General features: G+C 42.3%; 23 protein-coding genes. 18 read left to right on the top strand and 5 right to left on the bottom strand.

What is annotated here, in order from left to right:
• Positions 1–55: 55 nt before the first annotated feature.
• The 3 genes from CTER_RS09305 to CTER_RS09295 all read left to right on the top strand — a co-directional run bounded on the left by CTER_RS09305 (position 56) and on the right by CTER_RS09295 (position 5,253).
• Positions 56–1,648 (top strand): type 2 periplasmic-binding domain-containing protein, encoded by a 1,593-nt coding sequence (locus tag CTER_RS09305; protein WP_004625125.1) that lies wholly within the window; start codon positions 56–58, stop codon positions 1,646–1,648.
• Positions 1,649–1,817: 169 nt separating this feature from the next.
• Positions 1,818–2,777, top strand: coding sequence for an ROK family protein (locus CTER_RS09300; RefSeq protein WP_004625167.1), 960 nt, complete (start codon positions 1,818–1,820; stop codon positions 2,775–2,777).
• Positions 2,778–2,874: 97 nt separating this feature from the next.
• Positions 2,875–5,253: a glycoside hydrolase family 9 protein gene (locus CTER_RS09295; RefSeq protein ID WP_004625176.1), complete on the top strand. Its 2,379-nt coding sequence runs from the start codon at positions 2,875–2,877 to the stop codon at positions 5,251–5,253.
• A gap of 84 nt (positions 5,254–5,337) precedes the next feature.
• Here the strand turns inward: CTER_RS09295 and CTER_RS09290 are convergent, their stop codons facing one another.
• Positions 5,338–6,153: a VOC family protein gene (locus CTER_RS09290; RefSeq protein ID WP_004625199.1), complete on the bottom strand. Its 816-nt coding sequence runs from the start codon at positions 6,151–6,153 to the stop codon at positions 5,338–5,340.
• Between the two features lie 270 nt (positions 6,154–6,423).
• Here CTER_RS09290 and CTER_RS09285 point away from each other — a divergent pair, with 270 nt between their 5' ends.
• The 4 genes from CTER_RS09285 (at position 6,424) to CTER_RS09270 (ending at position 10,901) form a co-directional block, all read left to right on the top strand.
• The gene (locus tag CTER_RS09285) at positions 6,424–7,425 is read left to right on the top strand and encodes a zinc-binding dehydrogenase (protein WP_004625187.1); all 1,002 of its coding nucleotides are present in this window, start codon (positions 6,424–6,426) and stop codon (positions 7,423–7,425) included.
• Between the two features lie 389 nt (positions 7,426–7,814).
• A complete protein-coding gene (locus CTER_RS09280; RefSeq protein WP_004625145.1) occupies positions 7,815–9,128 on the top strand; it encodes an ABC transporter substrate-binding protein in 1,314 nt (437 codons plus the stop codon).
• Positions 9,129–9,187: 59 nt separating this feature from the next.
• Complete coding sequence (locus tag CTER_RS09275; RefSeq protein WP_004625110.1) at positions 9,188–10,081, top strand: carbohydrate ABC transporter permease; 894 nt, start codon at positions 9,188–9,190, stop codon at positions 10,079–10,081.
• The gene (locus CTER_RS09270; RefSeq protein WP_004625206.1) at positions 10,074–10,901 is read left to right on the top strand and encodes a carbohydrate ABC transporter permease; all 828 of its coding nucleotides are present in this window, start codon (positions 10,074–10,076) and stop codon (positions 10,899–10,901) included. Before CTER_RS09275 ends, CTER_RS09270 begins: the two co-directional genes overlap by 8 nt.
• 217 nt (positions 10,902–11,118) lie before the next feature.
• On the opposite strand, the gene CTER_RS09265 is transcribed toward CTER_RS09270, so the two are convergent.
• Both CTER_RS09265 and CTER_RS09260 read right to left on the bottom strand, forming a co-directional pair.
• Positions 11,119–11,319 carry a hypothetical protein gene (locus tag CTER_RS09265; protein ID WP_004625133.1) on the bottom strand — a complete coding sequence of 67 codons (201 nt, stop codon included), beginning with the start codon at positions 11,317–11,319 and terminating at the stop codon, positions 11,119–11,121.
• A gap of 30 nt (positions 11,320–11,349) precedes the next feature.
• On the bottom strand, positions 11,350–12,420 hold the full coding sequence (locus CTER_RS09260; protein WP_004625149.1) for a LacI family DNA-binding transcriptional regulator: 1,071 nt from the start codon (positions 12,418–12,420) through the stop codon (positions 11,350–11,352).
• 532 nt (positions 12,421–12,952) lie between these two features.
• Here CTER_RS09260 and CTER_RS09255 point away from each other — a divergent pair.
• From CTER_RS09255 to CTER_RS09235, 5 genes are read left to right on the top strand one after another with little or no spacing between them, the layout of a single operon-like run.
• A complete protein-coding gene (locus CTER_RS09255) occupies positions 12,953–13,900 on the top strand; it encodes an ROK family protein (RefSeq protein ID WP_004625136.1) in 948 nt (315 codons plus the stop codon).
• Between the two features lie 24 nt (positions 13,901–13,924).
• Positions 13,925–14,698 (top strand): ThuA domain-containing protein, encoded by a 774-nt coding sequence (locus CTER_RS09250; protein ID WP_083908958.1) that lies wholly within the window; start codon positions 13,925–13,927, stop codon positions 14,696–14,698.
• 12 nt (positions 14,699–14,710) lie between these two features.
• The gene (locus CTER_RS09245) at positions 14,711–15,571 is read left to right on the top strand and encodes a Gfo/Idh/MocA family protein (RefSeq protein ID WP_004625126.1); all 861 of its coding nucleotides are present in this window, start codon (positions 14,711–14,713) and stop codon (positions 15,569–15,571) included.
• A 48-nt stretch (positions 15,572–15,619) separates the two neighbouring features.
• Positions 15,620–16,066 (top strand): VOC family protein, encoded by a 447-nt coding sequence (locus CTER_RS26890; protein WP_004625197.1) that lies wholly within the window; start codon positions 15,620–15,622, stop codon positions 16,064–16,066.
• Positions 16,067–16,105: 39 nt separating this feature from the next.
• Entirely contained in the window at positions 16,106–17,185 is a 1,080-nt protein-coding gene (locus CTER_RS09235) for an SIS domain-containing protein (RefSeq protein ID WP_004625198.1), read from the top strand.
• A gap of 461 nt (positions 17,186–17,646) precedes the next feature.
• Here CTER_RS09235 and CTER_RS09230 read toward each other — a convergent pair whose 3' ends face one another.
• Both CTER_RS09230 and CTER_RS28110 read right to left on the bottom strand, forming a co-directional pair.
• Positions 17,647–18,234: a hypothetical protein gene (locus CTER_RS09230; RefSeq protein WP_004625200.1), complete on the bottom strand. Its 588-nt coding sequence runs from the start codon at positions 18,232–18,234 to the stop codon at positions 17,647–17,649.
• Positions 18,235–18,236: 2 nt separating this feature from the next.
• On the bottom strand, positions 18,237–18,494 hold the full coding sequence (locus CTER_RS28110) for a hypothetical protein (protein WP_004625100.1): 258 nt from the start codon (positions 18,492–18,494) through the stop codon (positions 18,237–18,239).
• 808 nt (positions 18,495–19,302) lie between these two features.
• On the opposite strand from CTER_RS28110, the gene CTER_RS09225 reads away from it, so the two are divergent.
• From CTER_RS09225 to CTER_RS09195, 6 genes are all read left to right on the top strand, one after another.
• The gene (locus tag CTER_RS09225; RefSeq protein ID WP_004625137.1) at positions 19,303–20,343 is read left to right on the top strand and encodes a zinc-dependent alcohol dehydrogenase; all 1,041 of its coding nucleotides are present in this window, start codon (positions 19,303–19,305) and stop codon (positions 20,341–20,343) included.
• A gap of 34 nt (positions 20,344–20,377) precedes the next feature.
• A complete protein-coding gene (locus tag CTER_RS09220; protein WP_004625101.1) occupies positions 20,378–21,361 on the top strand; it encodes an SMP-30/gluconolactonase/LRE family protein in 984 nt (327 codons plus the stop codon).
• A gap of 20 nt (positions 21,362–21,381) precedes the next feature.
• Positions 21,382–22,359, top strand: a complete 978-nt coding sequence (locus CTER_RS09215) for an aldo/keto reductase (RefSeq protein ID WP_004625172.1) — start codon at positions 21,382–21,384, stop codon at positions 22,357–22,359.
• 38 nt (positions 22,360–22,397) lie between these two features.
• Positions 22,398–23,930: a xylulokinase gene (xylB, locus tag CTER_RS09210; protein WP_004625150.1), complete on the top strand. Its 1,533-nt coding sequence runs from the start codon at positions 22,398–22,400 to the stop codon at positions 23,928–23,930.
• A 233-nt stretch (positions 23,931–24,163) separates the two neighbouring features.
• Complete coding sequence (locus tag CTER_RS09200; RefSeq protein WP_004625168.1) at positions 24,164–24,916, top strand: GntR family transcriptional regulator; 753 nt, start codon at positions 24,164–24,166, stop codon at positions 24,914–24,916.
• Between the two features lie 312 nt (positions 24,917–25,228).
• Positions 25,229–26,605: an ABC transporter substrate-binding protein gene (locus tag CTER_RS09195; protein ID WP_004625188.1), complete on the top strand. Its 1,377-nt coding sequence runs from the start codon at positions 25,229–25,231 to the stop codon at positions 26,603–26,605.
• Positions 26,606–26,745: the final 140 nt, after the last annotated feature.

Below are 26,745 nucleotides of genomic sequence, written 5' to 3'. Positions count from 1 at the left end.
ATCCTGACTGCAGAGCCGTCTAATTTATAAGAATATTTAATCAGGAGGTAACACAATGTTAAGTGAAAAAGTTAAACGAAAAGTCAGTTCCATTTTAGCAGCAGTATTGGTCATTACATCGCTTGCAGCATGTGGCAGCACCCAGGATGCAAAATCGGAAGGCAATGCGGGCAGCACTGCTAATACTGCTGCTGCGGGTTCCGCAGAGAAAGAGCCTGTAACACTTGATGTATTTATTGATTTCCCCTGGTATTGGACAGAAAAATTCGAGGGTATCATACCGGAAGAGATTACAAAGGAAACGGGAGTAACTCTTAAACCCACCCGTGCGGTGGATGACACACAGCTGGGTATAATGGTGGCATCAAATGACCTTCCCGATCTGGTATACACCGATAAGCTCTTTGACCGCTTATCCAGCTCTCAGTACAGCTACGCATGGGATGATTTGATTTCTCAATATTCACAGGACTTCAAGCCCAGCGATATGGCAATAAAAACAGCAAAATCCTACGCCACTGACGACCATTTCTATACAATACTGAATGCCGCGGCGTCACAGGAGGAATGGAATGCTGCCAAGGCGGGCTGTCCGACACTTGCATCACTGTTATACAGGGAGGATATTCTTAAAGAGCTGGGAAATCCCTCTATGAAGACTCTGGATGACTATACGAAAGTATTGGGTATGGTAAAGCAAAAATATCCTGATATGATTCCGCTGGTTTTAGATCAGACCTTTATGCTCTCAATCTTCAAAACATGGCTCATTCCAAACTGGTGTCCAGGAAATTCCCAGCTCATGGAGACAGATGACCATAAGCTGATACACTATACATCTTCACCGGAATATATCAACTTCTTAAAATACGCAAATAAATTATATCAGAACGGCTATATGACCGCAGACAATTTTGCCTACAAGGATGGTTCCCAGGCAACTCAGCTGGTGGTAAACAATAAGGCTTTCTCCTACAGCTGGTATACAGGTTCTACCAGTGACCAGATGACTGATATGACCAGAAAGAACGGCTTTGCCGATGCAACCTGGGTACAGGCACAGCCAATGGTTGATAATGCCAAGTATGTCACACTGGGAACAGGCTGGGCCGGAGTGTTCATAACTCAGAAAAATAAAAATCCTGAAAGATCCATCCAGCTGATGAACTGGATGTTCAGCGAAAAAGGCCAGAGATTGACTCAATGGGGCAGAGAGGGTACCGATTACACCATGGGTGATGACGGAATACCAAAGTTCTCTGAAGATTGGATCACTGCAAGGGGAGATGAAAATGTATTCTATACAAAGTATAATCCTGCCTACTATTTTGGGATATCAAGTGTAACAGAGGCGGTGGGGAGAGCTTCAGGCGTATCTCAAAATTCTCTGGATGTCATGGATTCCATAAGAAAGAATTTAAAACTCGTTATCTCTCCGGCTTTAGCGGCACCTAAGGAAGATACCGATGAGAAGGTAGTTCTTGACCAGATAAATGAATATATTAAAAATCAGGAGGTAAAAGTGGTTCTGTCGGCTTCAGATGCAGATTTCCAGAAAAATTACGACGAAATGACGGCCACATTAAATAAGCTTGGAGTAAAGCAGTTGGAAGAAACTTTGACAAAGGCTGCAGAAGAATTAAAGTAATGAGCTGTGCCATTTAATTTACACTTTCCATGATTCAGATTTGATACCGGGCCGGGAGAAAAGCTGACGCATATGCGCGATGACAGCTCTTCCGGCCGGCATCAATTAATTGACTGCCGGCGTAAGCAAATATGACATGGAGTTGAGTTCAATAATCAGGGAGAACCATATGAATAAAAAGACGGATAATAGTACTTGTTTGGCTCTTGATCTGGGAGGCACAAAACTCCTGATAGGTGAAGTTGATTCAAACGGTGGGCTGCTGCGTTCGAAGAAATATAAAACAGGATATCTTACACAAACAGAAGGAACCAGGGTGATTTTCGAGGCTCTGGATGACTACATAGCCACTGTCGGCTGGGTAAATGAAAAGCCGGAATATATGGGGATGGGAATGATCGGACAGGTTGATTATATTAATTCAAACTGGATTATGATAGACCCCTCAAGAAAAGAGAACATACCAATAGGGAGTTTGATTAGTGAAAAATACCATTTTAATATAAGAATTGAAAATGATGTAAAAGCTGCAACCCTGGCCGAAAAAGCTTTCGGCGCGGGAAAGGAAGATAAGGATTTTATTTATTTAAATGTTGGAACCGGCATTGCGGCAGGGTTCGTTGCTGACGGCAGGCTGCTGCGGGGGTGGGAAAATGATTCTGGAGAAATAGGACATATAGTTGTTGACATAGACAGTGACGTTGAATGCGAATGCGGAAGGAGGGGCTGCCTTGAGGCCATAGCCTCGGGGCGCGGTATGTATAAAAGAGTTATACAGCTTCGGGAAAAGTATCCTGATTCACAATTATTTAAATCCGGTGATGACGATATTACGGCAAAAACTATTTTTGCAGCTGCCGGAGCAGGGGATGCATTAGCTTCCAGGATTGCAGATGAAGCTTTCGGAGCGGTAACCTGCGGGATTATGAATCTCATAAGGGTTTCCAATCCTGAAAGAATCATTTTGGGCGGAGGAGTCATATCTGACGGTTGGATGCTTGAACAGATACTTAAACGAATAGGAAAAAAAGAATTAGGTTCAGTAAAAAAAGGAATTGTCCTCTCCGGGTTGAATTCTAATACTGTAGGTATAATCGGAGCTGCAGCAGTGGGATTCGGATTTTATTAAACCATCCTTCGAAAAAGTGAAAAGGTTTGCATAATTAATCGGATTTTTTAAGCGGTTGAGCCGGAACATCATACACATATGTACAGGGAGGATTTCTATGAGACGGGAATTTGAAAAACAATTGGTTGATTCGGGCTATGTACACGGAATATTACCGCCGGATGAGAGCAAAACAACAGAAACAAGACTGCTAAAAAAAGAAATATTGAAAAGCAGAAATTTATGGGATGATATTACCGGAAACAGGTGGAAGGAAAGAGGTGCCGGCACAGTTGAGATAACAAATGACGTACTCGGCATTACGGCACCTGCCAGAACAGATTGCTGGCCCGAAGGTGCACCGGAGGATGGTGACTATACCTTTTTCGGTCAAAAAGAATTTATATTGGAGTTTGACAGGGAAAACTGGGAAGCGTATAACCGTGTTTCCTTCAGAATAAAACCGGAATGCTTCGGACATCACAGCCCGATGATAACAGTGAATTTAGTCAATGACGGAGTTCAAAAGGTTCCGGATAAATACTTTAGAGAAGGCCAGCATGTAATTAATCTCAGGAACAATGTGTGGAACCAGTGCGTATGGGAGTTCCCTGAACTTCCGAGGGACGCGGTGACTGAATTGAAATTCAGTGTTCAGAGCTTTGGAAAGGAAGTCACTACCGCAGACAATATGAAATATGATATCAGTCATATCAGGCTGGAACAGGCAGCAGACCCGGATGTGTCCACAGGCTGGGTGTGCAGAAAAAATACCATTACATACTCGACCACAGGTTATTGGCTCAGCGGGAAAAAAACCGCCGTTGCAAATGTGGATGCCGATGAATTTCAGCTAATGGGAGAGGAAACTTCCGGAGTTGTTTTTTCGGGAAAAGTTAAACGTATAACCAATGCTAAAGGAGATTTTTCCATACTTGACTTTTCCGAATTCAAGCAGCCGGGAAGATTCAGACTCAGAGCAGGAGGGGCCATCACCGAAAGTTTTGAGATAGGTTCCCGTATTATGGAGGAAGCAGTCTGGAAGGTAATACATTTCCTGTATTCCGAAAGGTGCGGATATCCTGTAGTTGGCAGGCACGGAGCCTGCCATGGGGACATCATTGCAGAACACAAGGGAGTAAAAATAGCATATAACGGCGGCTGGCATGACGCGGGGGATGTATCCCAGCAAACTGCCCAGACGGCGGAGGTTGTACATGCTCTCCTGGAGATGGCCGAAACTGTAAAGAATAATACAGGCAGTGAAAGGGATCGGCTGCTGTACCTGCGTTTGCTGGAGGAGGCTCAGTGGGGGTTGGATTTCGTGCTCAGAATGCGGTTCGGTGACGGCTACAGGGTTACCAGTGCCGGAGTGTGCCGTTGGACCAACGGTATGATGGGGGACATGGACGATGTTGCCGCCCGTGTACACAATCATGCGTTTGAGAACTTCCTCATGTCGGGTATTGAAGCATACGGTGCTATTACTTTGGAGGAGATGGACCCTGAGCTGGCCTGGAAATGTCTGGACAGCGCCAGGAACGACTTCAGGTTTGCTCTTGAACGCTTTGAAGCAGTGGGGATGGAACAGGCATCTATGTATGAACACACCTATAACTCGAGCCTTTCCCAATACTATGCCACTGCCAGCTGGGCGGCTTCGGCCATATACAAGGCTACAAATGACGGTTATTATGCAAAGGAAGCCGAAAAGTTTGCAGATTTAATGCTGATGTGCCAGGAAACAGGTACTGACGGTATTCCGTTGAAAGGCTTTTTCTACCGTGATGAGTCAAAAAAGACAATAGTGCATTTTAATCATCAATCCAGGGAACAGATATTTATGCAGGCTCTGGAGCTGCTCTGTGTGACTCAGAAGGGCAACGTGAAGCTTCCAAGGTGGGAAAATGCCATGAGACTTTACGGAGGGTATATAAAGGCTATAATGGAGTATACAGAGCCTTACGGAATGATTCCGGCAGGGATACACTCAAGTGATGAGGCGGATGACAGGGAAACCTTCAAATTGCTCCATCTTTTGACGTCTTATGAAGAAGAAAGACCAAACTATGTGGAACAGCTGAAAAATGCAGCTGCCCTGAATGAAAAATATTGTGTGAGGTGTTTTCCGGTATGGTTTTCATTCAGGGGAAATACTGCCGTCCACCTGGCGGCAGGAAAGGCTGCGGCATTGCTGGGAAAATACTTCAATGATGCCCAACTGCAGGACATTGCACGGGAACAGCTTTACTGGGTATCAGGAAAGAACCCCTTTGGACAATCCCTCATTTACGGGGAAGGAAGCAACTATGCCCAGCAGTACTGTGCCCTTGCCGGCGAAATGACGGGGGAAATACCTGTGGGAATACAGACAAAAGACAATCAGGACATACCTTATTGGCCTATGGCAAACAATGCGACCTATAAGGAAGTCTGGACCACATCTGCCGGCAGATGGCTCTGGCTGGCTGCCGACCTGTACGGTGATATTGAATAAATTCTTCATAACTGCATATGGAATATTAAAAAGGGCCTCAACTTTTTGAGGCCCTTTTTACAGCATTTTTTAAAAACTATGCAGTTATGCAAATAAATCAGGCAATTTATCCGGATAGGTATCATAAACGTCAGGTTCACGGTGGTCATGATACATTTGGAATAGTTCGATAACTTCTCCTGCCGGTCCTTTGCAGAAGCATATACGAAGATTTGACCAGTCATAGCCCGGACCGAGGATTTGCCCGCCGATGGCAGCAATTTTTTGTGCTGCCGCGTCCACATCCTCGGTATAGAAACAAAAATGTGTATATCCGTTTTTATTGTCCGAATATTCCCCGCCTGTGAACAGTTCCAATTCACGCATGTCGGGCAGCTGGATGGAACAGCCCCATTCCCAGTCCACCTTTAGCCTGGCACCCAGAGCCTCATAAAACTTAATGCTTGCAGACATATCAGGTACGGTGACAGCCACATGAGTCAGGCATTTGATGTATTGGTGATTCACTACCGGTTCCCTGAAAATGTCACCCTTTTGTATATACCACATTTCGATTTCTTCCCCGGTAGGGGTGCTGACAAAGGCCATACGGAGATCCTTATAGGTATAGGGCTCCGGATTCTGAGGCCTTGAAATTGCAGCACCAAAGGCAAGCGCTCTTTCAAAGGCAGCGTCCACATCATAGGTATTAAGACAGATGTGGGTAATTCCCGAAGTATTTTGCACAAATGCGCCATTGCCCGTTATTTCAAGAATGATATTATCCGGTGTTGTAATGATGGCACCCCGCCTATCTCTGCGTTTCAGATGCAGGCCGAGACCTTCGCAATAAAACCGAACCGCTGCATCCACATCCTCGACTTTTATGTTTATATGACTCAAACCCTGTATGTAGCTCATCGAAACCCTCCCTTTATATCCCTGGAAATGGTGTGAAAATTAAGCAATGTAAACCATTTCATAATATAATCTTAACATTTCGTGTTTTATATGTCAATTTACTGCTTTACCCATATAGGGACACAATTTTGTTTTGTACTGTAAAACATGGTCAAGTGTGGGATTACTGGCCTGTTTGCAAAAGAAATTGACAAGTTGATATAATTGTGATAAATATAAAAATGTGAAATCGTTTGCATTACACTAGAAATACAGAATGGAGAAACTATTATGAAAGATTACCGTGTTACATATGTGAAAAAGAAAGAAGCCCGGCTTGTTGAACATGAATGGGAGGATGTGGAATTGGCCGGCAATGAAATTTTTGGACAAAATATATTGTCGATGATTTCCACAGGGTCGGAAAGGGGAGGCTTCCTGACCGATTTCTCTGCCGACAGCTATCCCATGGAAACAGGCTCGTCTTCAATTGCCAGAGTAATCAAAACCGGTAAGGATGTAAAAGGTATTTGTGAGGGCGATTTATTTTTCAACGATGGCCACCATACACTTTTAGTAAAGAAATCGGAAGAGGATATTATTCCCGTACCCCGGGGACTAGCTCCTGAGAAGGCTTTATATGCCAGATATGCTGCGGTTTCAATGACTTCCATATTCAAAGCGGGCATTAAACCGGTGGAAAAGGTGATTGTCACAGGTTTGGGGCTGGTGGGCATCATGTGTGCACAGGTGTTGTCCAGCTTTGGCTTTGATGTATATGCTGTCGATCCTTCACCCGAACGCCGTGAAATAGCTCTCAAGGTGGGTATAACAAATGCGGGCGGGTCTCTTGCCGAATTCAGCGGGTTGAATTGGGCGGCGGGAGCCCTAATGGAATGTTCGGGCAATGAGAATGCAATAATCAACAGTCTGGACTATATCCGCAAGGGCGGAGAGATATATCAGATCGGAGTACCCTGGAATAAGAATTCCGATTGGGATGCACATTCTCTGCTGAGGAGTTTATTCTATGGATTTATAAGCATACATGGCGGCTGGGAATGGTCAATACCCAGAAAACCCGGGGATTTTGCACCTCACAGCTCAAATGGGCATATCAGGTCGGCCATGGAATTGATTGCCCAGGGTAAAATAAAAGTGGTTGAGGATATGTATGAATTGCGGGATCCAAGGGATTGCAATGAAGTATATAATGAGATTTCAATACCCAGGATGAGACCGACTTGTATGATACTTGACTGGCGGGAATTTGGCAAAACGGCTTCAAAATAGAATTAAGACATAAAAGATATCCGGAGGAGTAAATTTCGTTTTTTGAAAGTGTCCGGGATATCTTTTATGCTTAAATGTCAGCATCGGGTAAAACTGCGTATCAGCCTTACTGTTGAGCTGAATTGCAGCATTACATTATGCAAAGGTTTTCGTAAAAATATACTCTGCCGGCATTTCAAAGAACATAAAACAAGACAGTGATTATAAGCAAAATGCACAAAAAAGTAATAAATAATGAGTATAAATAGTAAATAGTGCATAAAAAATAAGAAAAACATATTGACAATGTGATGTGGCTTTGATATATTTATGAAAGCGATTTCACTTTATCATTTCTTTGGTTCAAAACATTTTGTAGCAAATCTAAAGGGAAAGAAGAGGTATTTCATATGAAAAAGGTATTAGCTTTAGTAATGGCTGTTGTATTGATCTTTGGAGCTGCTGGCTGCGGAAGTACAAAAACAGCTGATTCATCCGTATCTTCAACTACAACTTCAACTGCTGCGGGCAGCGCCTCAGAAAGTTCAAAGCCTGCCGAACCTGTTAAACTTACATTCTGGACACTTGCGCTTCAACCGACATTTACTGATTTTATCAATGGACTTCTGGATAAGTACAAAGCAGAAAATACAAATGTAACTATTGTATGGCAGGATCTGCCTTATGATGCAATTCAGCAGAAGGTGCTGACATCAACTGCTGCCGACAATTCACCCGATGTTGTTAACATATGGTCGCAGCTTGCCTTAACCCTTGCAGGAAAGGGTGCTCTTCTGGACCTGGAAAAGGTGGCTACTCCTGAACAAAAGGATATTTATGCTGAATCAATGTATGAGTCGGCAAGGCTTGGAGAAGGTGTGTACGCATTCCCCTGGTATTCCACACCCAACATAACCTCTTATAACACTGAATTATTTAAAAAGGCGGGTTTTGAAAAGCCACCGCAAACCTATGATGAAGAATTGGATATGGCTAAGGCATTTAAGGAAAAAACAGGGGCATTCATAGATACTCCATCGAGTATGTACCACATGTTCTGTTATTATAATATTCCGCTTGTTTCGGCAGATAAGAAAAAAGCGGCATTTAATACTCCTGAAGCAGTTGCTCTTGTTACCAAACTACAGAAGGCCGGTTTGGAAGGAGCAATACCCACCAGCAAATGGGATGATTGGGATAACATGCGCCAATTATTTGCAAACAACAAGGTTGCTATGATTGTTGCAGGTCCTCAAACAGTTACACGTATCAAAACAGAGTCACCTACCGCCTACCAGAAAATGGCTGTATCGACTCCGGTACTCGGACCGTCTGGGAAAAGCGGTGCTGCAATCATGAACCTGGTGGTTCCTGCCAAGAGCAAGAATCCCACCGAAGCTGTTAAATTTGCAAACTTCATTTCAAATGATGAAAATCAGCTTGCATTCTGTAAAATAGTTTCCATATTCCCGACAACAAAGAAAGCAGCAGCTGACCCGTTTTTCAAGTCAGATATGAATTCTCTGGAAGGTCAGGCCAACTATTATGCTTCATTGTCAAGCCTGGCGTCCAGCGACCTTACCATGGGACTGCCGAATGACGATGAGGTCAAGAAGGAAATAGACAACATCACAGATGCGATATTTGCGAGAAAAACTGATCCGCAGACAGCTATAGCAAATGCCGAAAAGAAAGTAAATGAGCTGCTGAGCAAAAACCAATAATACATATTGGTAAATGGGAAACGGTTATTGAGCCGTTTCCCATTTATGGAGGTGAGGTAATGGAAACCATTAACAAGAAAAAACTTAAAGATACGTTGGTAGCTTACGCCTTTATGGCTCCCGCACTTTTAATTTTAGTTGTCTTCGTCTTTTATCCAATCGTATACAGCCTGCCGCTTGGATTTTATAATTATTCGGTTGTTGGTGAGACTAAATTTATCGGGTTTGATAACTTCAAAAGATTATTCGCCGATGGCGATTTTTGGATAGCATTTAAAAATTCATGTCTCTTCATTATAGTAGTTCCTATTTTACAATTGTTGTCCATTTTAATTGCCTTGATGATGAACAGGAAGTTAAAAGGCACAACGCTATTCAGAGTTTTATATTACATACCGGTTGTTACCTCCATGGTAGCGGTATCCATCATATGGAAATTCATTTTTGATCCCGATGGATTAATAAACGCCATACTGTTAAGGTGGCATCTCATTTCTTCACCTATCCAGTTCCTGTTTGATACCAAATTGGCATTGCCGACTTTGATGGCTGTGACAATCTGGCAAGGCTTGGGATATTACATGATGTTATATTTGGCAGGGCTTCAATCCATTCCTGAAGAATTATCGGAAGCTGCCACCATCGATGGTGCAAATGGCTGGCATACCTTCTGGAAGATAAAACTGCCTTTATTGCAGCCATATATCTGGTTTTGTTCCCTGATTTCAGTTATTGCGGCTATTGGCGTATTTGATGTTGTATTTACAATGACCGACGGAGGTCCTGACAAATCCACATATGTTATAAATTATTACTCATATAGACAGGCGTTTTCCATATTGGACTTTGGCTATTCTGCAGCCATTGGTTTGGTCCTTGGTGTTGTAACGACCATATTCAGCATATTCCTGTTTATTTATGGCAAGAAAGGTGGCGGCAGTATATATGAATAGCAAAAAGACAGTAAAGGATATAATCGGGACAGTGTTATTATATACAGCATTAATAATAATTGCCATTGTTTGTTCAGGGCCGTTCATATGGCTATTGGCCTCATCCTTCAAAGGCGCTGAGGATATATATACACTTTCGATAATACCCAAGGAATTTTCACTCCAGAACTACAGGGAAGTATTTTCTCTGCTCTCAGTGGGAACCATGCTCTGGAATTCGGTAATAATAACAGTTGGGGGTATTTTAATTGATATCGTCTTTTCATCGCTTTGTGCATATCCTCTGGCAAAGATAGATTTCTACGGTAAAAAGCTTGTCTCAACGTCCCTTATTGCAACTATGATCATTCCGGCTGCCGCCGGCCTGGTAGTCAACTATTTGACTATTTCCAGACTTCAGCTTATGGACAACTTTTTAGGTGTTATACTGCCGAACTCGGTTGCTGTTTTCAGCATAATACTTCTGAGGCAGTCATACATGGCTATACCCGGAGAAATAATCGAATCGGCAAGAATTGATGGAGCAAAAGAGTTAAAGATCTGGAGAATTATCATGCTTCCCCAGATAATGCCTTCAATTGCCACAATTGTGATTATGGATTTTATCGGCAAATGGAATACCTTCCTGTGGCCGCTGATAGTATTGGATGTTGATAAATACCCGGTTGCAACAGGTCTTAAATATTTAAGCGGTCAATTTAATTATAAATTCGGCAATGTTGCGGCAGGTACTGTATTTGCGGTTATTCCGATAATTATTGTATTTATTGCATTCCAAAAATATTATATCAATACAATGGCAGGAGCCATCAAAGGGTAGAACAGTATTACGATAAAAAATATATCCTGAAATAAATGCTTATTAAATAATTTTATGGGACATTCTTCATTTTAAACAAAGGCTGGAGGATGTTCCTTTTTTCCTTTTAAAACGTATAAAAAAAATACGAGCGCTTCCGGAAAGCTGCCCGTATTTTTTGGGGTGGTAAGGTTTTCATTTAAATCAAATAAAAATAGAATTATTCATTCCAATTAAATTAGAGCTTCTTTAATTTTGATTCCAATAAACTTAAATTGGAATAATACCGGTCAACAGCCATTAATGAAACACCTGCCATGACTCTGGCCTGTTCCAGCATTTTAGGATCATTTCCGAAGGTTTTGACAAAATTGCCGTTTTCATTTTCAATATCCTGATACAGCTGTTCCAGGGTTTCGTTAAATTCCGTACGATTCATAACACACCACCTCTCTTTTTGTTAACTGTATTAATCCAGGTTTCTATAACCAAGACGGGTACCGCAGCTTTCCCTTACAATAAGCTCAGGTGTAATGTTCATTTTAACCGGTTCGCCAATACCCTTTATGGCACTGAGCAGTACTTGAATCACCATTCTGCCGAACATTTCGCTATGCTGATCTATACTGGTCAACCGCGGTGTCAGATAGTTTGCCATAAAAAATTGGTCACAGCTTATGAGCGCAACATCTTCAGGCACTGACAAACCCTGATCCGTAAGAGCTCGGTGGAAACCGATGGCCACGCTGTCATTTATGGCAATGACGGCTGTAAAGCGCTTTTTGCGGCCTAAAAGCATTTCGGCGGCGGTGTATCCGTCGGGTGTGTAGTAATTGGTCAGGGCAACAAGTGATTCGTCATAAGGCAGATTAAGAGCTTCGAGAGCCGTCTTATATGCATTCAAACGTGTTTCCGTTATTACAACCCCCGGTTCTCCTCCGGCGAAGGCAATATGCCTGTGTCCTAAGGTATAGAGATAATTAAGTGCAGTTACAACGCCGCTTCCGGTTTCACGCTCTATGAAAAGGCAGCCGGTATCCGGCAAGGGCTTGCCCATGACAACAACAGGTATAATCTGGCTTAATCTCCGGAGACCTTCCTTGTATTCCTCGCTGACGGTACATAAGTCCACCTGCCCGCCTATGATCAATACCCCGTCCACCTGTTTGGCAATCATCATTTGAAAGTATTCCTCTTCAGTTTTGTGCTGCTTTTCCTGGAGGGACTGGGAACTGAAAAATGTGTTGCAAAGAATGACGGAATAGCCTGCATTTAATGCCGCACGTTCCACTTGATTGAACATTGCCGAAAAGTATGGATTTGATATATCGGGTACAATTATACCGAGCATCATGCTTTGGCGGCTGATTAAACCGCGTGCAAGAGCATTGGGTGAGTAGTTGTATTTTTCTATGGCCATTTCAACTCTCTTCCGTGTTTTGGGGGAAACAGGCCCTGTTCCATTTAAAACACGTGAGACAGTAGTGATGGAAACACCGCTCTCCTGTGCGATCTTTTGAATATTTACACGTTCATTCATGGGATACCCCTTCAAAAAATTCGTTTCATAAAGTATAGCATAATACAGAGGTTTAATCAACAGAAAACCATTTCTTTTTGCTTTTGACAGGAGCGAAATCATTAAAAACTATAGGTTGGGCTGGCGATTTAATGCAGTAAATTGTAATAGATGGAAATAAAAAGTAAAAAAACAGTACTTTGTGCACAATTACAGAGGTGATTTATAAGGGTTTTATATTGACAGGACGATATTCAGATGATAACATTAAAAATAGAAAACCTTTTCATAAATTAATAATTCTCATATTTCAATCGAATTTTTGCACTTATTTACAGCATCCCGTGCAGATTTTTTCTTTAAAAACCTTGCAAGTCTTGAAATGAACTATGAAATCGCTTTTATACCAGGCTGCACGGGCCGGCAATGATATTATCAAAAAGATTGCTTTTGAAATTATGAGGGCTTCATTATGGTTTTCGTTTTGGAGAAAAGATTCCTGCGGTATGAGGGCATATCTCTTAAAAAACTACGGAAGTTGGTGACTTAAACAATGAAAACATATCTCGGCTTGGATTTTGGGGGAACCAAGCTTTTAATAGGAGAACATGACAGGGACGGAAGACTTTTGCGGAGTAAACGCTACGAAACAGGGGCCAGAAGTCAGGAACAGGCAGTCAGTATTTTATTTGAAAGTCTGGTGGATTATAAAAAAACGGTTGGGTTTGAAGGAAAACTTTCAGGTGCCGGGGTGGGTATTGTTGGGGTGGTGGATCATAATAAGGGATTATGGCTCTCCATCAACCATGTTGTTACTGATCCTCCGGTTCCGCTGGCAGCCATGCTAGAGGACAAATTGGGTGTTCCGGCCGCAATAGATAATGATGTACGGTGTACGACAATGGCCGAGCTGATCTTCGGACATGGTAAAAAATCAAAAAATTTTATTTATTTAAATGTAGGAACAGGTCTGGCAGCCGGGTTTGTAATTGATGGCAGGATACTCCGGGGAGCCAACAATAATTCCGGAGAAATCGGACATATGGTTACAGATATAGGAAGTAAACATATTTGCATTTGCGGCAGACAGGGCTGTGCTGAAAATGTGGTTTCAGGAGTTGGCTTTGCACAGAATGCACAAAGACTGGCACCCTTTTATAAAACTTCCCTGTGCGTGCCGCCGGAGGGAAGCGGTATTGATGTGGAGGAAATATTCAGACTGGCCGATGCAGGTGATCCTCTCTGCCTGGAGCTTACCAGGCAGGCGGTTGACACCCTGGCCTGTGTGATTATGAATGTTGTCCGTGTGACAGATCCTGACATGTTGATTCTAGGCGGCGGTATTGTCAGCGACGGTTGGCTCATGGGAAAGATAAATAAAATTTTAAACCCCGCAGCTGTCAGAGGTCTCAAAAATGGTATAGTATTATCGGATTTTGAGCCTAAGAGAGCCGGACTGGCCGGTGCCACAGCACTGGCTATGACCGCATCGGGGTTATGAATAAAAAATGAGAAAAGAGGGAGCATGATGAAACATTCCTATCAAATTACTATGTTTGTAAGCCCTATGGGACATGATGTGAATTACATCTCATCTTTGCTTGTCCGCTGGCTGGAGAGCACGGGCATATATCAGGTTACCGTAGTGGGCCAGTGTCCGGAAGCTTCCGACACCATTGAAAATTATATGAAGGATATTGAAGGCCTGGCTAAAGCCGATCTTTTCTTTTTCCTATGTGCGGATTACTATTGGAAAGACCCTGAAGTCCGGAATAATTTGGAAAAGGCGGTTGCCGGAGGTACGCCGATACTGTTCTTTCACGGCCTGCACCCGTGCTTCAGAGACTGGCCGGAAATGGAGAAGATGATAGGCTTGCTTTGGCGTGATGAAGCAACTCATGGTGATTTCAACTACTGCGATGTGAAAATGACGGATATATCCCACCCCATCACCCAGGGGGTTACAGGCTTCAGAACCAAGGATGAACTGTTCTGCGGGCTCTCAAATGTCTGGAATGTGGATATGGAAGTGCTGGCCACCGCCTATTCCGACCCTGAACTGGAGTCGAGATGGAGCGCCAGGGGCACCGGGAAAAATGAGCCGGTGCTGACAGTAGGGAATTATGGAAAGGGAAGAACAGTGGATTTCATTTTGGGCCATAAATGGATGTACTATACAGGGCACGGTCTGTTGGAGAACTCAACCATTGCTTTTGAGCCGCCACAATTTAAAACGCTGCTTTTGAGAAGCTGTGAATGGGCAATTACAGGTGATGTAAAAAGAAAAGAGGGTATATGAGGAGGATGTACTATGATACGTATCGGAATGATAGACCGGTGGCTCGACAATTGGCATACAAACCATTATCCCGATTATTTGCGGCTGACGGCACAGGTATTTGGTTTTGATATGGATGTGACCGACGTGTGGGCAGAGGTTGATGCTCCAAATGGAGGGTTGTCCACAGAAAGCTGGTGCCGTCTTAAAAATGTCCGGCCTGCCGGAAGTGAGGAGGAGCTGCTTGAGAGGGTTGACGCCGTCATGGTTATGTGCGCCGACGACTGCCTTCCGCATGAGCGACTGGCTCAGAAGGCACTGGCGTGCGGAAAGCCGGTCTATTGCGACAAGACCTTTGCGCCCACCCTGGAAGCGGCGGTGAGAATGTTCAACCGTGCCGAGCAGTACAATACTCCAATGTTTACATGCTCCGCCCAGCGCTATTGCATTGAACTGCGCAATTTTGTGCGCTTATACGGGGGAAAGGCGGAGTATTGTTCCACGACCGGTCCGGGCGACATGGTGAATTATTCCATACACCAGTTTGAGATGCTGGAACAGGTTATGGGAACAGGGGCGGTGAGATGCCAGGCCGAAAGGATCGAAAATATTTCGAAAATTGTTTACGAATATAACGACGGCCGTCGCGCAAGTTTCTCGCAGGGACCGAATATTCCTTTTACAATGATGACTTCAAAAGGTAATATCTGTGAAGAAATTGCAGTTACCGATTATTACACGGGCTTTATGCATATACTCTGCAAATTTTATACAGATAAAAAGGTGCCGGTTTCCAGAGAGGATACCCTGGAAATAATGGCCATGCAGCAGGCGGGAAGACAGGCTCTTTTCATTCCGGGGCAGTGGATCCCGGTTTCAATGGACCGCAGTTAAAGACGGGATGATAGCCGGTCATATATTAGAATAAAGGAGGAGTATGGTATGGCAAACAGGGTAATAGAGCAGGGAGTGCATCATATTGGCATGCGTTCCTGCAATTATGAAAAGACGGTAAGGTTCTATAAGGAAGGTCTAGGTTTCAAAACCGTCCTTGAATGGGAATGGGGGGACAGCGGAAAGGCCTGCATTCTGGATATGGGAAACGGCACTTGTATAGAGATCGGAAATGACGGTGAACCTGAGCTTCCGCCCGTGGGAAAATTCACTCATTTGGCCCTTCGGACCGAAGATATAGAAAAAGCATATGAGCGTGCTCTTGCTGCCGGCGGCAGATCAAAGGTCCCTCCCACTTATTCGGATGTGATTCAGGCAAGGCCTGAACCGTGGAAACTGTGGTTTGCTTATGTAATAGGCTTTGACAATGAAGAAATCGAGTTCATTCAAACAGTTTCTGACTCATTCTCGGCAAGAGCAGATGACGAAGTTTAAGATTATATCAACAATTATTTAGAAAAGGAAGAATATCATATGGTAACGCTTTTAGACTGTATCAGGAGAATCCCTGCTCTCTTGGAGGGGATACTTAAAAACAGGGAGGAGAACACACATTCCTTCTTTGAATATTTATCCGATAAAATAAATGAGATAAATGAAATAATATTTATTGGTTCCGGTACCTCCAACACCTCGGCTATTACTTCAAAAATTTTTGTAGAGAAGGTTACAGGTATTGGCACCAAGGTCTGCTATCCCGCAGATTTTTGTTACAATACCGGTTACTACAACCCAAAAGCCCTTTACATATTTACCTCACAGACAGGTACCTCCATTGTGACAAGAAAAGCGCAAAAGCTGGTTCAGGATATGGGCTTTTTAAGTCTGAGCATAACGGAATCGGGGGAAACTCCGCTTGCCAGGGAGGCTTCATCGCATATTAATATGGGCTGCGGGCATGAGGAGTATCTGATGCGTACAATCGGCTACAGTTCTTCGGTTTTCACACATATGATCCTGGCGCTGGAAATAGGTCTGCGCAGAGGTGCAATATCAGCTTCGCAGTACAGTGAATATCTGGCCCAGGCGGCTTTGGTGCCTGAAAGCCATCGGGCAGTTACTGAAAATACTCTTGAATGGCTTAAGAAAAGCAAGCGCCAGATGATGAGATCCCAGTGCATAATATTTACGGGGGCGGGAGCATTATACGGTGTGGCCCTGGAGGGTGCGGTAAAAGTGTGGGAAATCCCCCAGATAACTTCAATGGGCTATGAACTTGAGGAAGGCATGCACGGGCCGAATTACGGCTATGACATCCGCCATTGTGTTATTGTATTGAACGACGGAGGCAGGGAGGACAAAAAGGCACTGTCGCTGGCCGCCTATATGAAGGAAGTGTGGAACAACGGGCTTGTGGCAGGCAGCTCGGTTATGGATAAAAACGACCTCGAAATTGAACTGCGCGGCGGAGAGTTCGGCTGCCTGGAATTGTCGGCCGTACCCCAGGTTATCGCCTACCAGCTGGCCGTGGACGGCGGGCGGGAACTGCTGATGCATCCCGACGACAGCAGAATGGAGAAATATTTTATAACACACAAGAAGGATGAGGAATAAATTTGCTCACATAAATAATTTTGCTGGTTTGAAATTTTTTATGTCCTTCTTGGGCAAGTTAAGTTAAAAGTGATTTTATTTAAATATTTCCAGTTATCTTTAATAATATGCGAGATTTAAGGATTTATCTGGAAATATCTAGGTAAAATTTACCCTTTGTGGGGTCTAGCCCGTCCGGCAATGAGGACACCCATTGGGGTTAGTGGAGCTTCCTCTAAAGATATGACTCAAGCCGTCCCCCATACATTATCAAAACCATCCCTTAGGTATGCATAAATCACTCCAGGATTTTTGAAATCATTCTCCTTGATTATTTCTCGAATTACATTCTTAGGAATTGTACTAATAAAAAATCTCATCCTAAGCATTTGTTTAAATTCTTGCCAAGCAGAAGATATTTTCTTATTTACAAACTATCAAAATTATTATATTCTCTCAAAAGATATTTTTTAGAGAGAAATTTACGGATAATAAATTTTAAAAATTTCTTCTTCTTTTGGTAATCTATCATTAAGAGAGATTACTATCATATTATTATTTTTAATCTCCCAGGACTCGGAAGGTTTATCGTAGACAACTTGTAAATAAATTCGAGTATCTTTCAATTTTAAACTTTCAGATTCAGCCATATTAATTAATTTATCATAGTAATTTATTACAATATCTTTTGAAAAGAAACGAGTTACAATATTACCACTTCCCCAATACCAGGCCTCAAATGCTTTTTTTATATTTTGATACTGTTCAATTGAGCAAGTAGATGAATTAAATAAGTCACTAAAGGGAAACTTTTTATTAACCCAATATTCCAGATCTATAACGATTAAATCACTAGAAATAAAAGAGAAATCGTTAATTATTGTATTCCAAATTTCCTTAGATTTAATATCAAAATCGCTCATATTAAGCAAGGCATCTTTATTTATTGGAATCCATGGATAAATATTAGATGTTTCATATTCACTATTATAATTTAAATAAAGGTTTCTTATATAAATAATAAAGTTTAAATTAATTGAAAACGCATCAGCCAAACTAAAATTACTCATAATTATTCTCCACCTTCTACCATTTTTCTCACATTATCTTCCCCACTCAGATAATTATTTAATACCCTTAAAATGTTATCTAAGCTACATTCATCTTTATAACCCTTTCCATATACTCTACCATCTGTACAAATATATGCCAAGCTAAATCCATTTTCTTTTTTATATAACTCATATCTCTCCTTATCAAGTCTTGGAATATATTTTTCATCAGTTATAAGTAAGTAGTTTTTTAAAATACGTATAAGTAGGATTGCCATATCCAATTACGACTATAGGAAAATTTATTTTTTTCTTTAGCCATTTATTAAGATTATCTATATTACCACTATCTTGTAATATATTTTTATCTAATAGAATACCGGTTTTGTAATCAAATGAATCTACTTGTACCCTTAATTCTTCAAATGAATATACTTTTAAGAACACTATTTTTATTTATGTCATCAATACTTATTATCGATGAGTCTTTTGAAATAAAATATACGGCCTTATACTTATCTTGAGTTGAACAACCAGAAAATATAAAAAATGTAATTAAGCTAAATATAAAAATATTCAATTTTTTGTGATCTCTCATTTTTCATCCCATTCCTAAATATCTTGGTAAAGAAAGGAAGAAGATTCCCATGATAAAAGAGAATCTTCTTTTCTTTTTTAGTTGTTAGTAAAATACTGGGACGCTGTAACACCAGGTAGTACAACAAAGTCTGTACCCAACAAAGCATCGGCAGTACCAGTTAATGTTGCATAAACAGTTCCTGTTCCTAATCCGTAAGGAGCAGCTTAACCAGTTACTTTAGAACCCATAATACCAGAACCACCAACGAATGTAAAACGCATCCCCTCAATTTATGCCCACATCACTTTTTTCTGTTATAAAAAAAGTCTTGCTTTAAGAAAAGTTTCAGGTTATAATGTAATTACATTATAACAAAAATACTTTATGTCAAAATTACTTAGCTTGATTATTTCTTAATTCAACCGAATGTCAATTCTAAATAGAGGTATACTAAATAACTGTAATTTAATCACTATAGAATCATTTTTTTAATCGGGAGGGCAAAAATGAAAAGTTTGGTTGTAGATGATAAGGGACAATTATCTGTAGCAGAGGTTTCGAAACCTGGTTACAACGAATATCAAATGTTGGTCAGAGTGCTGAGCTGCGGTGTTTGCAACGGTACGGATACTAAATTGATCCACGGCACCTTCAAGGGATTTGATACATATCCTGCCGTACTGGGACATGAGGGTGTGGGTGAAGTCGTTGAACTGGGAAGCAAAGTAAAATACTTTAAAAAAGGTGATATAGTCCTGCTGCCATTTCTTGAAGGAAAAACCGATCAATACTATTCCGGCTGGGGTGCTTTCTCCGAATATGCGGTTATAGGTGACTGGAAGGCCATGGCAGAGGATGGAAAAGGTCCTGGTACGCCGGAATTCTCTGAAGGCTATTATGCACAGCAGATAGTTCCGAAGGAAATAAATCCTGTCAGTGCCTCCATGATAGTGACCTTCCGGGAGGTATTAAGCGCAATCAAACGTTTTGGGATGGAAGCCAACAAGACACTTGTAATATTCGGAGCGGGACCGGTAGGTTTGTGCTTTACCAGATTTGCAAAACTTTTGGGCATCGGTCCTATCGTTTTGTTTGATGTTATAGATGAAAAATTGACCGAAGCCAAAAAGATGGGTGCCGACTATGTATTTAACAGTACAAAGGTCAATGTTTCGGAGGAGGTTCACAGGATACTTCCCGAGGGTGCGGATTTTGTTGTGGATGCAGTCGGTATTAACCAGCTCATCAACCAGTCAATGGAACTTATAAAATATAACGGCAAAATCTGCTGTTATGGCATATCACCCAAGCTGGGAATGGAACTGGACTGGAGCAAGGCACCATACAACTGGACTCTTCAATTTGTACAATGGCCCTCGAAGTTTGAGGAAGCCGAAGCTCACAGACAGATAGTCAATTGGATACAGATGGGTGTGTTAAATCCTGATGACTTTATTTCAGATGTCATAGAATTCGATAGAATTCTGGATGCCTTCGAAATGGTGGAGAACAGGAAAGCAAAGAAAAAGATAGTTATTAAATTTTAATTTAATTAACAATTAGCGAAAGGCGGATTTTTAAATGAAGACTTCAAAACTATTTGCTTTACTGCCCGAATATGTATGCACTCCGGACGGAATGTCAATTGATAAGGACGGCAGCCTCATACTTGCCTGCCCCAATTATGCCGATCCAAGCATGCCCGGCTGTATTTTAAAAATAGATAAAAATAAAAACATTACAAAGTGGGTTGATGTTCCAACCCGTGAGGATACAGGACTTGCCTGTCCGATGGGAATTGAATTCGGACCTGACGGGGACCTCTATATCTGTGATAATCAGGGCTGGTCAGGAGCAGAAAAACTGCAGTTCAAAGGCAGGATACTGAGGCTGAAAATTGAAAACGGCAAAGTCGTGAAAACCACCGTTGTGGCTGATGGGATGGAACATCCCAACGGAATGAGGATAAGAGGAAAGCATATATACGTTACACAAAGTATGCTGTCAAAGGTTAAGGATCCTTCCGGCCTGCTGGTAAGCTGTGTATACAGATTCCATCTGGAGGATGAAAATATTCAGATCACCAATACTCTTGAAGATAAAAATATATTAACAACATTTCTGACCTATAATAAAGACTGCCAGTACGGCGTTGACGGCATTGAGTTTGACAGGAACGGCGATTTGCTGATAGGAAATTTCGGAGACGGAGCGGTTTACAGAATCAAATTCAACGGAGACGGTTCGGTAAGGGAAAACAAAATCTGGGCTCAGGATCCGTCACAATTGCAGACAACCGACGGAATGATCATGGATGACGATGGAAACCTTTATATAGCAGATTTTTCGGCTAATGCTGTAGGCAAGATCTATCCTGACGGAAGGGTGGAAAGAATAGCACAAAGCCCTGACTCGGACGGTTTTAACGGTGAACTTGATCAGCCGGGAGAACCAATCATATGGAATGGAAAACTGATTATTTCCTGCTTTGATCTGGTTACAGGTCCTGACAAGATAAATACAAAACATGAACTTCCAGCCACCCTGGCTGAATTGGATATTTAATTTCTTAAGGAGTGATTTTCTTGAAATATACAGCTTTAGGGCGTACAGGCTTAAAGGTAAGCAGACTTTGCCTGGGGACCATGAATTTTGGTGTTGATACCGATGAAAAGGAAGCCTTTAAAATAATGGATGCTGCCCTAGATGCAGGCATAAACTTCTTTGACACGGCAAATATTTACGGCTGGGGTAAAAATGCGGGAACTACCGAAAGCATAATCGGACGCTGGTTTGCACAGGGAGGCAGCAGAAGAGAACGCGTAGTCCTGGCCACAAAGGTGCATGAGGATATCTGCGATCCCAATGACGGACCGAACTCGGCGGCAGGACTGTCGGCATATAAGATAAAGAGACATCTTGAGGGATCTTTAAAAAGACTGCAGACAGATTATGTAGAACTGTACTATATGCACCACATAGACAGAAATGTTACCTGGGATGAGCTGTGGCAGGCATTTGAAGTGCTGGTGGAGCAGGGCAGGATCTGTTATGTGGGTTCCAGCAACTTTGCCGGCTGGGACATTGCAGTGGCACAGGCAGAGGCAAAAGCCAGGCATTTCATGGGGCTTGTGTGTGAACAGCACAAGTACAATCTGAACTGCAGGCTCCCCGAACTGGAAGTGCTGCCGTCTGCAAAAGCTCACGGCATTGGGATAATCCCCTGGAGCCCGCTTGACAGCGGTTTGCTTGGCAGCAATGCTCTGAATGCGTCAGGAAAGCGCAGCAGACAGCACCAGGACAGAATTGAGAAACAAAGAAAGCAATTGGAGGAATACAGTGCACTTTGCAGGGAATTAGGAGAACGTGAGGACAATGTAGCCCTGGCCTGGCTAATGGCTAATCCTGCCGTAACAGGTCCGGTAACAGGGCCCAGAACGCTTGAACAATTTGAACAATCCCTGAGATCAGTTGATATTGTACTGGATGAGACGGTTTTAAAGAGGCTGGATGAAATATTCCCGGGACCAGGCGGAGTGACACCAACGGCTTATGCATGGTAAGGCGGCACAATATTTACGTATAAGAGGTGCAGTGATTAATGGGAAACTATATATTGGCTCATGATCTTGGAACAAGCGGAAATAAAGCTACATTGTATGACTTTGAAGGTAAACTGCAGTCAAGCGTAGTGTATGTATACGACACCTTTTATCCCGGACCCGGCTGTGTTGAACAGGATCCGGAGGACTGGTGGAAGGCGGTTTGCATTTCAACCAGGCAGCTGATTGAAAAGGCCGGAATAAACAAAAATGACATCGCCTGCATCACCTTCAGCGCACAAATGATGGGCTGCCTGCTGGTGGACAGGGAAGGGGAGCCATTGAGAAATTCCATCATATGGGCCGATACACGTGCTGTAAAACAGGAGAAATTTATGCATTCGGTTCTGGATATGCATGAGACATATAAAATAACCGGCCACAGGATCAGTGCCTCCTACTCGGCTGCGAAAATGCTGTGGATCAAGGACAATCTGCCCGGATTGTACGGCAGAGCTTATAAGGTATTGCATGCCAAGGATTATATCATATTCAAGCTCACAGGCAATATGATCACCGACTATAGCGATGCATCGGGCATGAACCTGTTTGATATAAACACAAAGGACTGGTCGGAGGAGATAATAAATGCCCTTGGAATTGAGAGGGGAATTCTTCCCGATGCACATCCGTCTACCGATATTGCCGGCGTGGTTTCACCAAAGGCGGCTTCCGAGATAGAACTCACAGCCGGAATCCCGGTGGTTATCGGAGGTGGGGACGGAAGCTGTGCCGCTGTTGGAGCAGGTGTTGTTGAAGAAGGAAAAGCATATAATGTGGTAGGTTCATCCTCCTGGATCGCTCTTGCTACGGACAAACCGATCTATGATGACAAAATGAGAACCTTCAACTGGGTGCATCTTGACCCCAAGCTGTATTCTCCCTGCGGAACCATGCAGAGCGCAGGTTATTCGTACAATTGGCTCAAGAATACACTTTGTGACATGGAAGTAATGGATGCAGGGCAAAAAGGTGTAAACCCGTATAGTATAATAGACAATAAAGTCCTCAATTCACCCCCCGGCGCCAACTCTCTGCTGTTTTTGCCCTATTTGCTGGGAGAGCGCAGCCCCCGTTGGAATCCTGATGCAAAAGGTGCTTTTGTAGGGCTGACCATGACAAGCTCAAAGGAAGATATCCTGCGCTCGGTACTGGAGGGTGTGGGTTATAATTTAAAGGTTATTCTTGATATATTAAATAACTATGCTGAGGTAAATGAAGTTACAGTTATCGGAGGAGGAGCCAAAGGCAAAGTCTGGCTCCAGATATTGGCAGACATATGGCAGAAGCCTGTGGTGATACCTGAATATATGGAGGAAGCCACCTCAATGGGAGCTGCTGTATGCGGAGGCATAGGAATAGGTGCCTTCAGCGATTTCAAGGTTATAAACAAACTGAATAAGGCAAAGAGTACCATACTGCCAAGAACCGAGTACTCCGGTATATATTCCCGTCTGTTTGAAATATTCAATGACACTTATAAAGCCCTTGAGCCGATATTTGAAAAGTTACCGGTATGGGACATAGGCTGATTAATGCTTGAAAACCCCTTTTTTGCAAAATTATATAAGGTAGTTATAGAAATAGTAAATACTTTAGTATATAATGTTATTACATTATTATATATTGAACATGTAACAAAGTTATATAATGAGGCAGCGGATATCCAGGATATCGTCAAAGGCCACCTTTGGTGGTCATGGCACATTGGCCTCATTGAAACGCATTGAGGCAATAAAATAAACAGAAAGCAAGGGATTCAGTAATGGATTTGAAAAGTGGGTCATACAAATTAGATAAAAATATACCGGTACCTCTGTACTATCAATTAAAGAAGCTGCTTATTGACGAAATAAACAATAAGAGACTGAAAGTGGGAGACAGTATACCTACCGAGGCTGAGTTCTGTGAGCATTTGAATATCAGCAGGCCGACCATCAGGCAGGCTTTAAGCGAATTGGTGTCGGAGGGTTACCTGCAAAGGCTGAAAGGCAAAGGTACCTTCGTTTCCAGACCAAAGATAGATGAGAGATTTTTTCAGCACCTTCAGAGTTTTAACAATGAAATGCTGCAAAAGGGCCTGACACCTACAACACAGATTCTGGATCTCAAGGTTATAAAGGGTATAGCCGGCATATGTGAGAAACTGAATATTGCAGTTGAGGATGAACTGGTGTATCTGCGAAGGGTCAGATACGCAGATGAGGAGCCGGTTGTATATCTGGAAACTTACCTGCCGTACAAATATTGCAGGGGAATCATTGAAGAAGACTTTGTCAATAATTCACTATATTCCATTCTCGAAGAAAAGTATAATATAAAAATATTCAAGGTTGTCAGAAAAATAGAAGCTGTTAATGCCGATGATCAGGTTGCAAGGCTTCTGCATATCAAGAAAAATCAGGCTCTGTGTCTGGTTAAAACAACAGCTTATACCGAAGATGATATTCCCTCGGAGTATTCCATAGCAAGGTATAGGGGAGACAGAAACCAATTTACCGTCGAGCTGTACAGATAAAACAACTATTAAAAATCATTGAAATTATTTCGGTACTGTATTTTTATACTGCCAAATGTAATGACAATAGAACAATAAGAGTTAATTAAATATTTACTATATTACAAAAAATAGAAATGAAATTTTGGGCAATATAAAAATAGCCTGGATAAGCATTAATTTGCTTATTAAATATAGTACTATTATTTTTTGCACAACGTTAATACCGGATTTATTTTGGTGCAGCGTTATATTTAATTGAAGGGAGGTTCAATAATTTAGTCATTTGGTAGCATTATAATTTCTATATTTAGAAAATTGGGAGGAAAAATCATGAACAAAAATTTGAATTTCAGAAAAGTAGTCAGCTTGACCGCTGCAATAGCAATGACGGTGACGATGCTGGCAGGCTGCGGAAGCAATAATGAACAGGCTGCGCAAAGTTCGGGGCAGGCTCAGACTACAACAAGCACAGCTGCCGAAAGTACAGCCGCAGAAAGTACATCACAGACAGGTGCCCTTAAAGGCGAAATCACACAATGGGTTTGGGGTGACTATGAAAAGAAAGGTGCTGTAGACTTTACTAAGACATATCCGGATATAAAAGTTAACTATGTAATGGTTCCGCAGAATGACTATGTTAAAAAATTACAGACCACAGCAGCATCAAACGGTGATATGCCTGATGTAGCAAATCTTGAAATGACTGCCAGAGGAAGTCTTGCCAACCTGGACATCTGGGAAAAGCTGGACGCGGCTCCATATAATTTGAATAAGGATGATTTAGTTCCATTTGCAATTCCAATTTCACAAAATAAAAAAGGTGACATAGTTTGTGTACAGATCGACAACTGTGTAGGGGGATATGCCTATAACCGCGAACTGGCCAAAAAGTATTTTGGCACCGATGATCCTGCCGAATTGGAAAAAGTACTTACAAATTGGGATGTTTTCGTACAGAAGGGTAAGGAGATCTCTGAAAAGAGCGGTGGAAAGAACTTCCTTTTTGCCGGTTCAGATGATGCCTACTATGCATTGATAGGCTTATACACCAAAGAGCCATGGGTGCAGGACAAAAAGCTGAATCTTGATACAACGGTACTCCCCACAATGAAATATATTGAACAGATGATCAAGGATAAAGCACTAGGTAAATATGTAATGTGGACTCCTGCATGGAATTCCTCCTTTGCTTCCAACACGGTTGTATTCTATGCTGCACCTACCTGGTTTGTTCCATTTGTAATGAAAGCCAACGATAAGGATGCAAACGGCAAATACGGTCTCATAACACCTCCAAACGGCGGCTACAGCTGGGGTGGTACTGCATACGGTATTCCAAAGGAAAGCAAGAACAAGGAACTGGCCTGGACATATATCAAATGGTTCACAATGTCCAGGGAGGGATCGGAAGGTTTCTTCAGAACACAGGGAACCCCGACACTTTATTCAAAAGTTTATGATACCGACCTTTATACAAATGATGCAAACAAAGACCCATACTTCGGCGGACAGAACATAATGCAGAAATACATGGAAATTGCCAAGAATCCAAATACACAGACCAGACCGATGACAGAGTATGATGCAGGAATATATGATTCAATAGTTGTAGTACTCAGAGCAATGGACACAGGACTTTCAGCAGACCAGGCATTGCCCAAGCTGAAAGCCGACATAATTAAAAAATTCCCTGAATTACAGCAGTAATAGCATGTAAGGCTGTCTCAAAATGAGATGATTGCAATACGTGAATTACTGATAAATGTGAAAGTACAACTTCAATAAATGGAAAGCTCCATTTATTGAAGTTGGTACTTCCGTCAATGTCCTACCATTCGTACATTCAA

Origin of the sequence: Ruminiclostridium cellobioparum subsp. termitidis CT1112 (genome assembly GCF_000350485.1) — a bacterium.
GTDB lineage: Bacteria > Bacillota > Clostridia > Acetivibrionales > DSM-1351 > Ruminiclostridium > Ruminiclostridium termitidis.
This window is presented reverse-complemented; position numbering and strand designations above follow the sequence as displayed.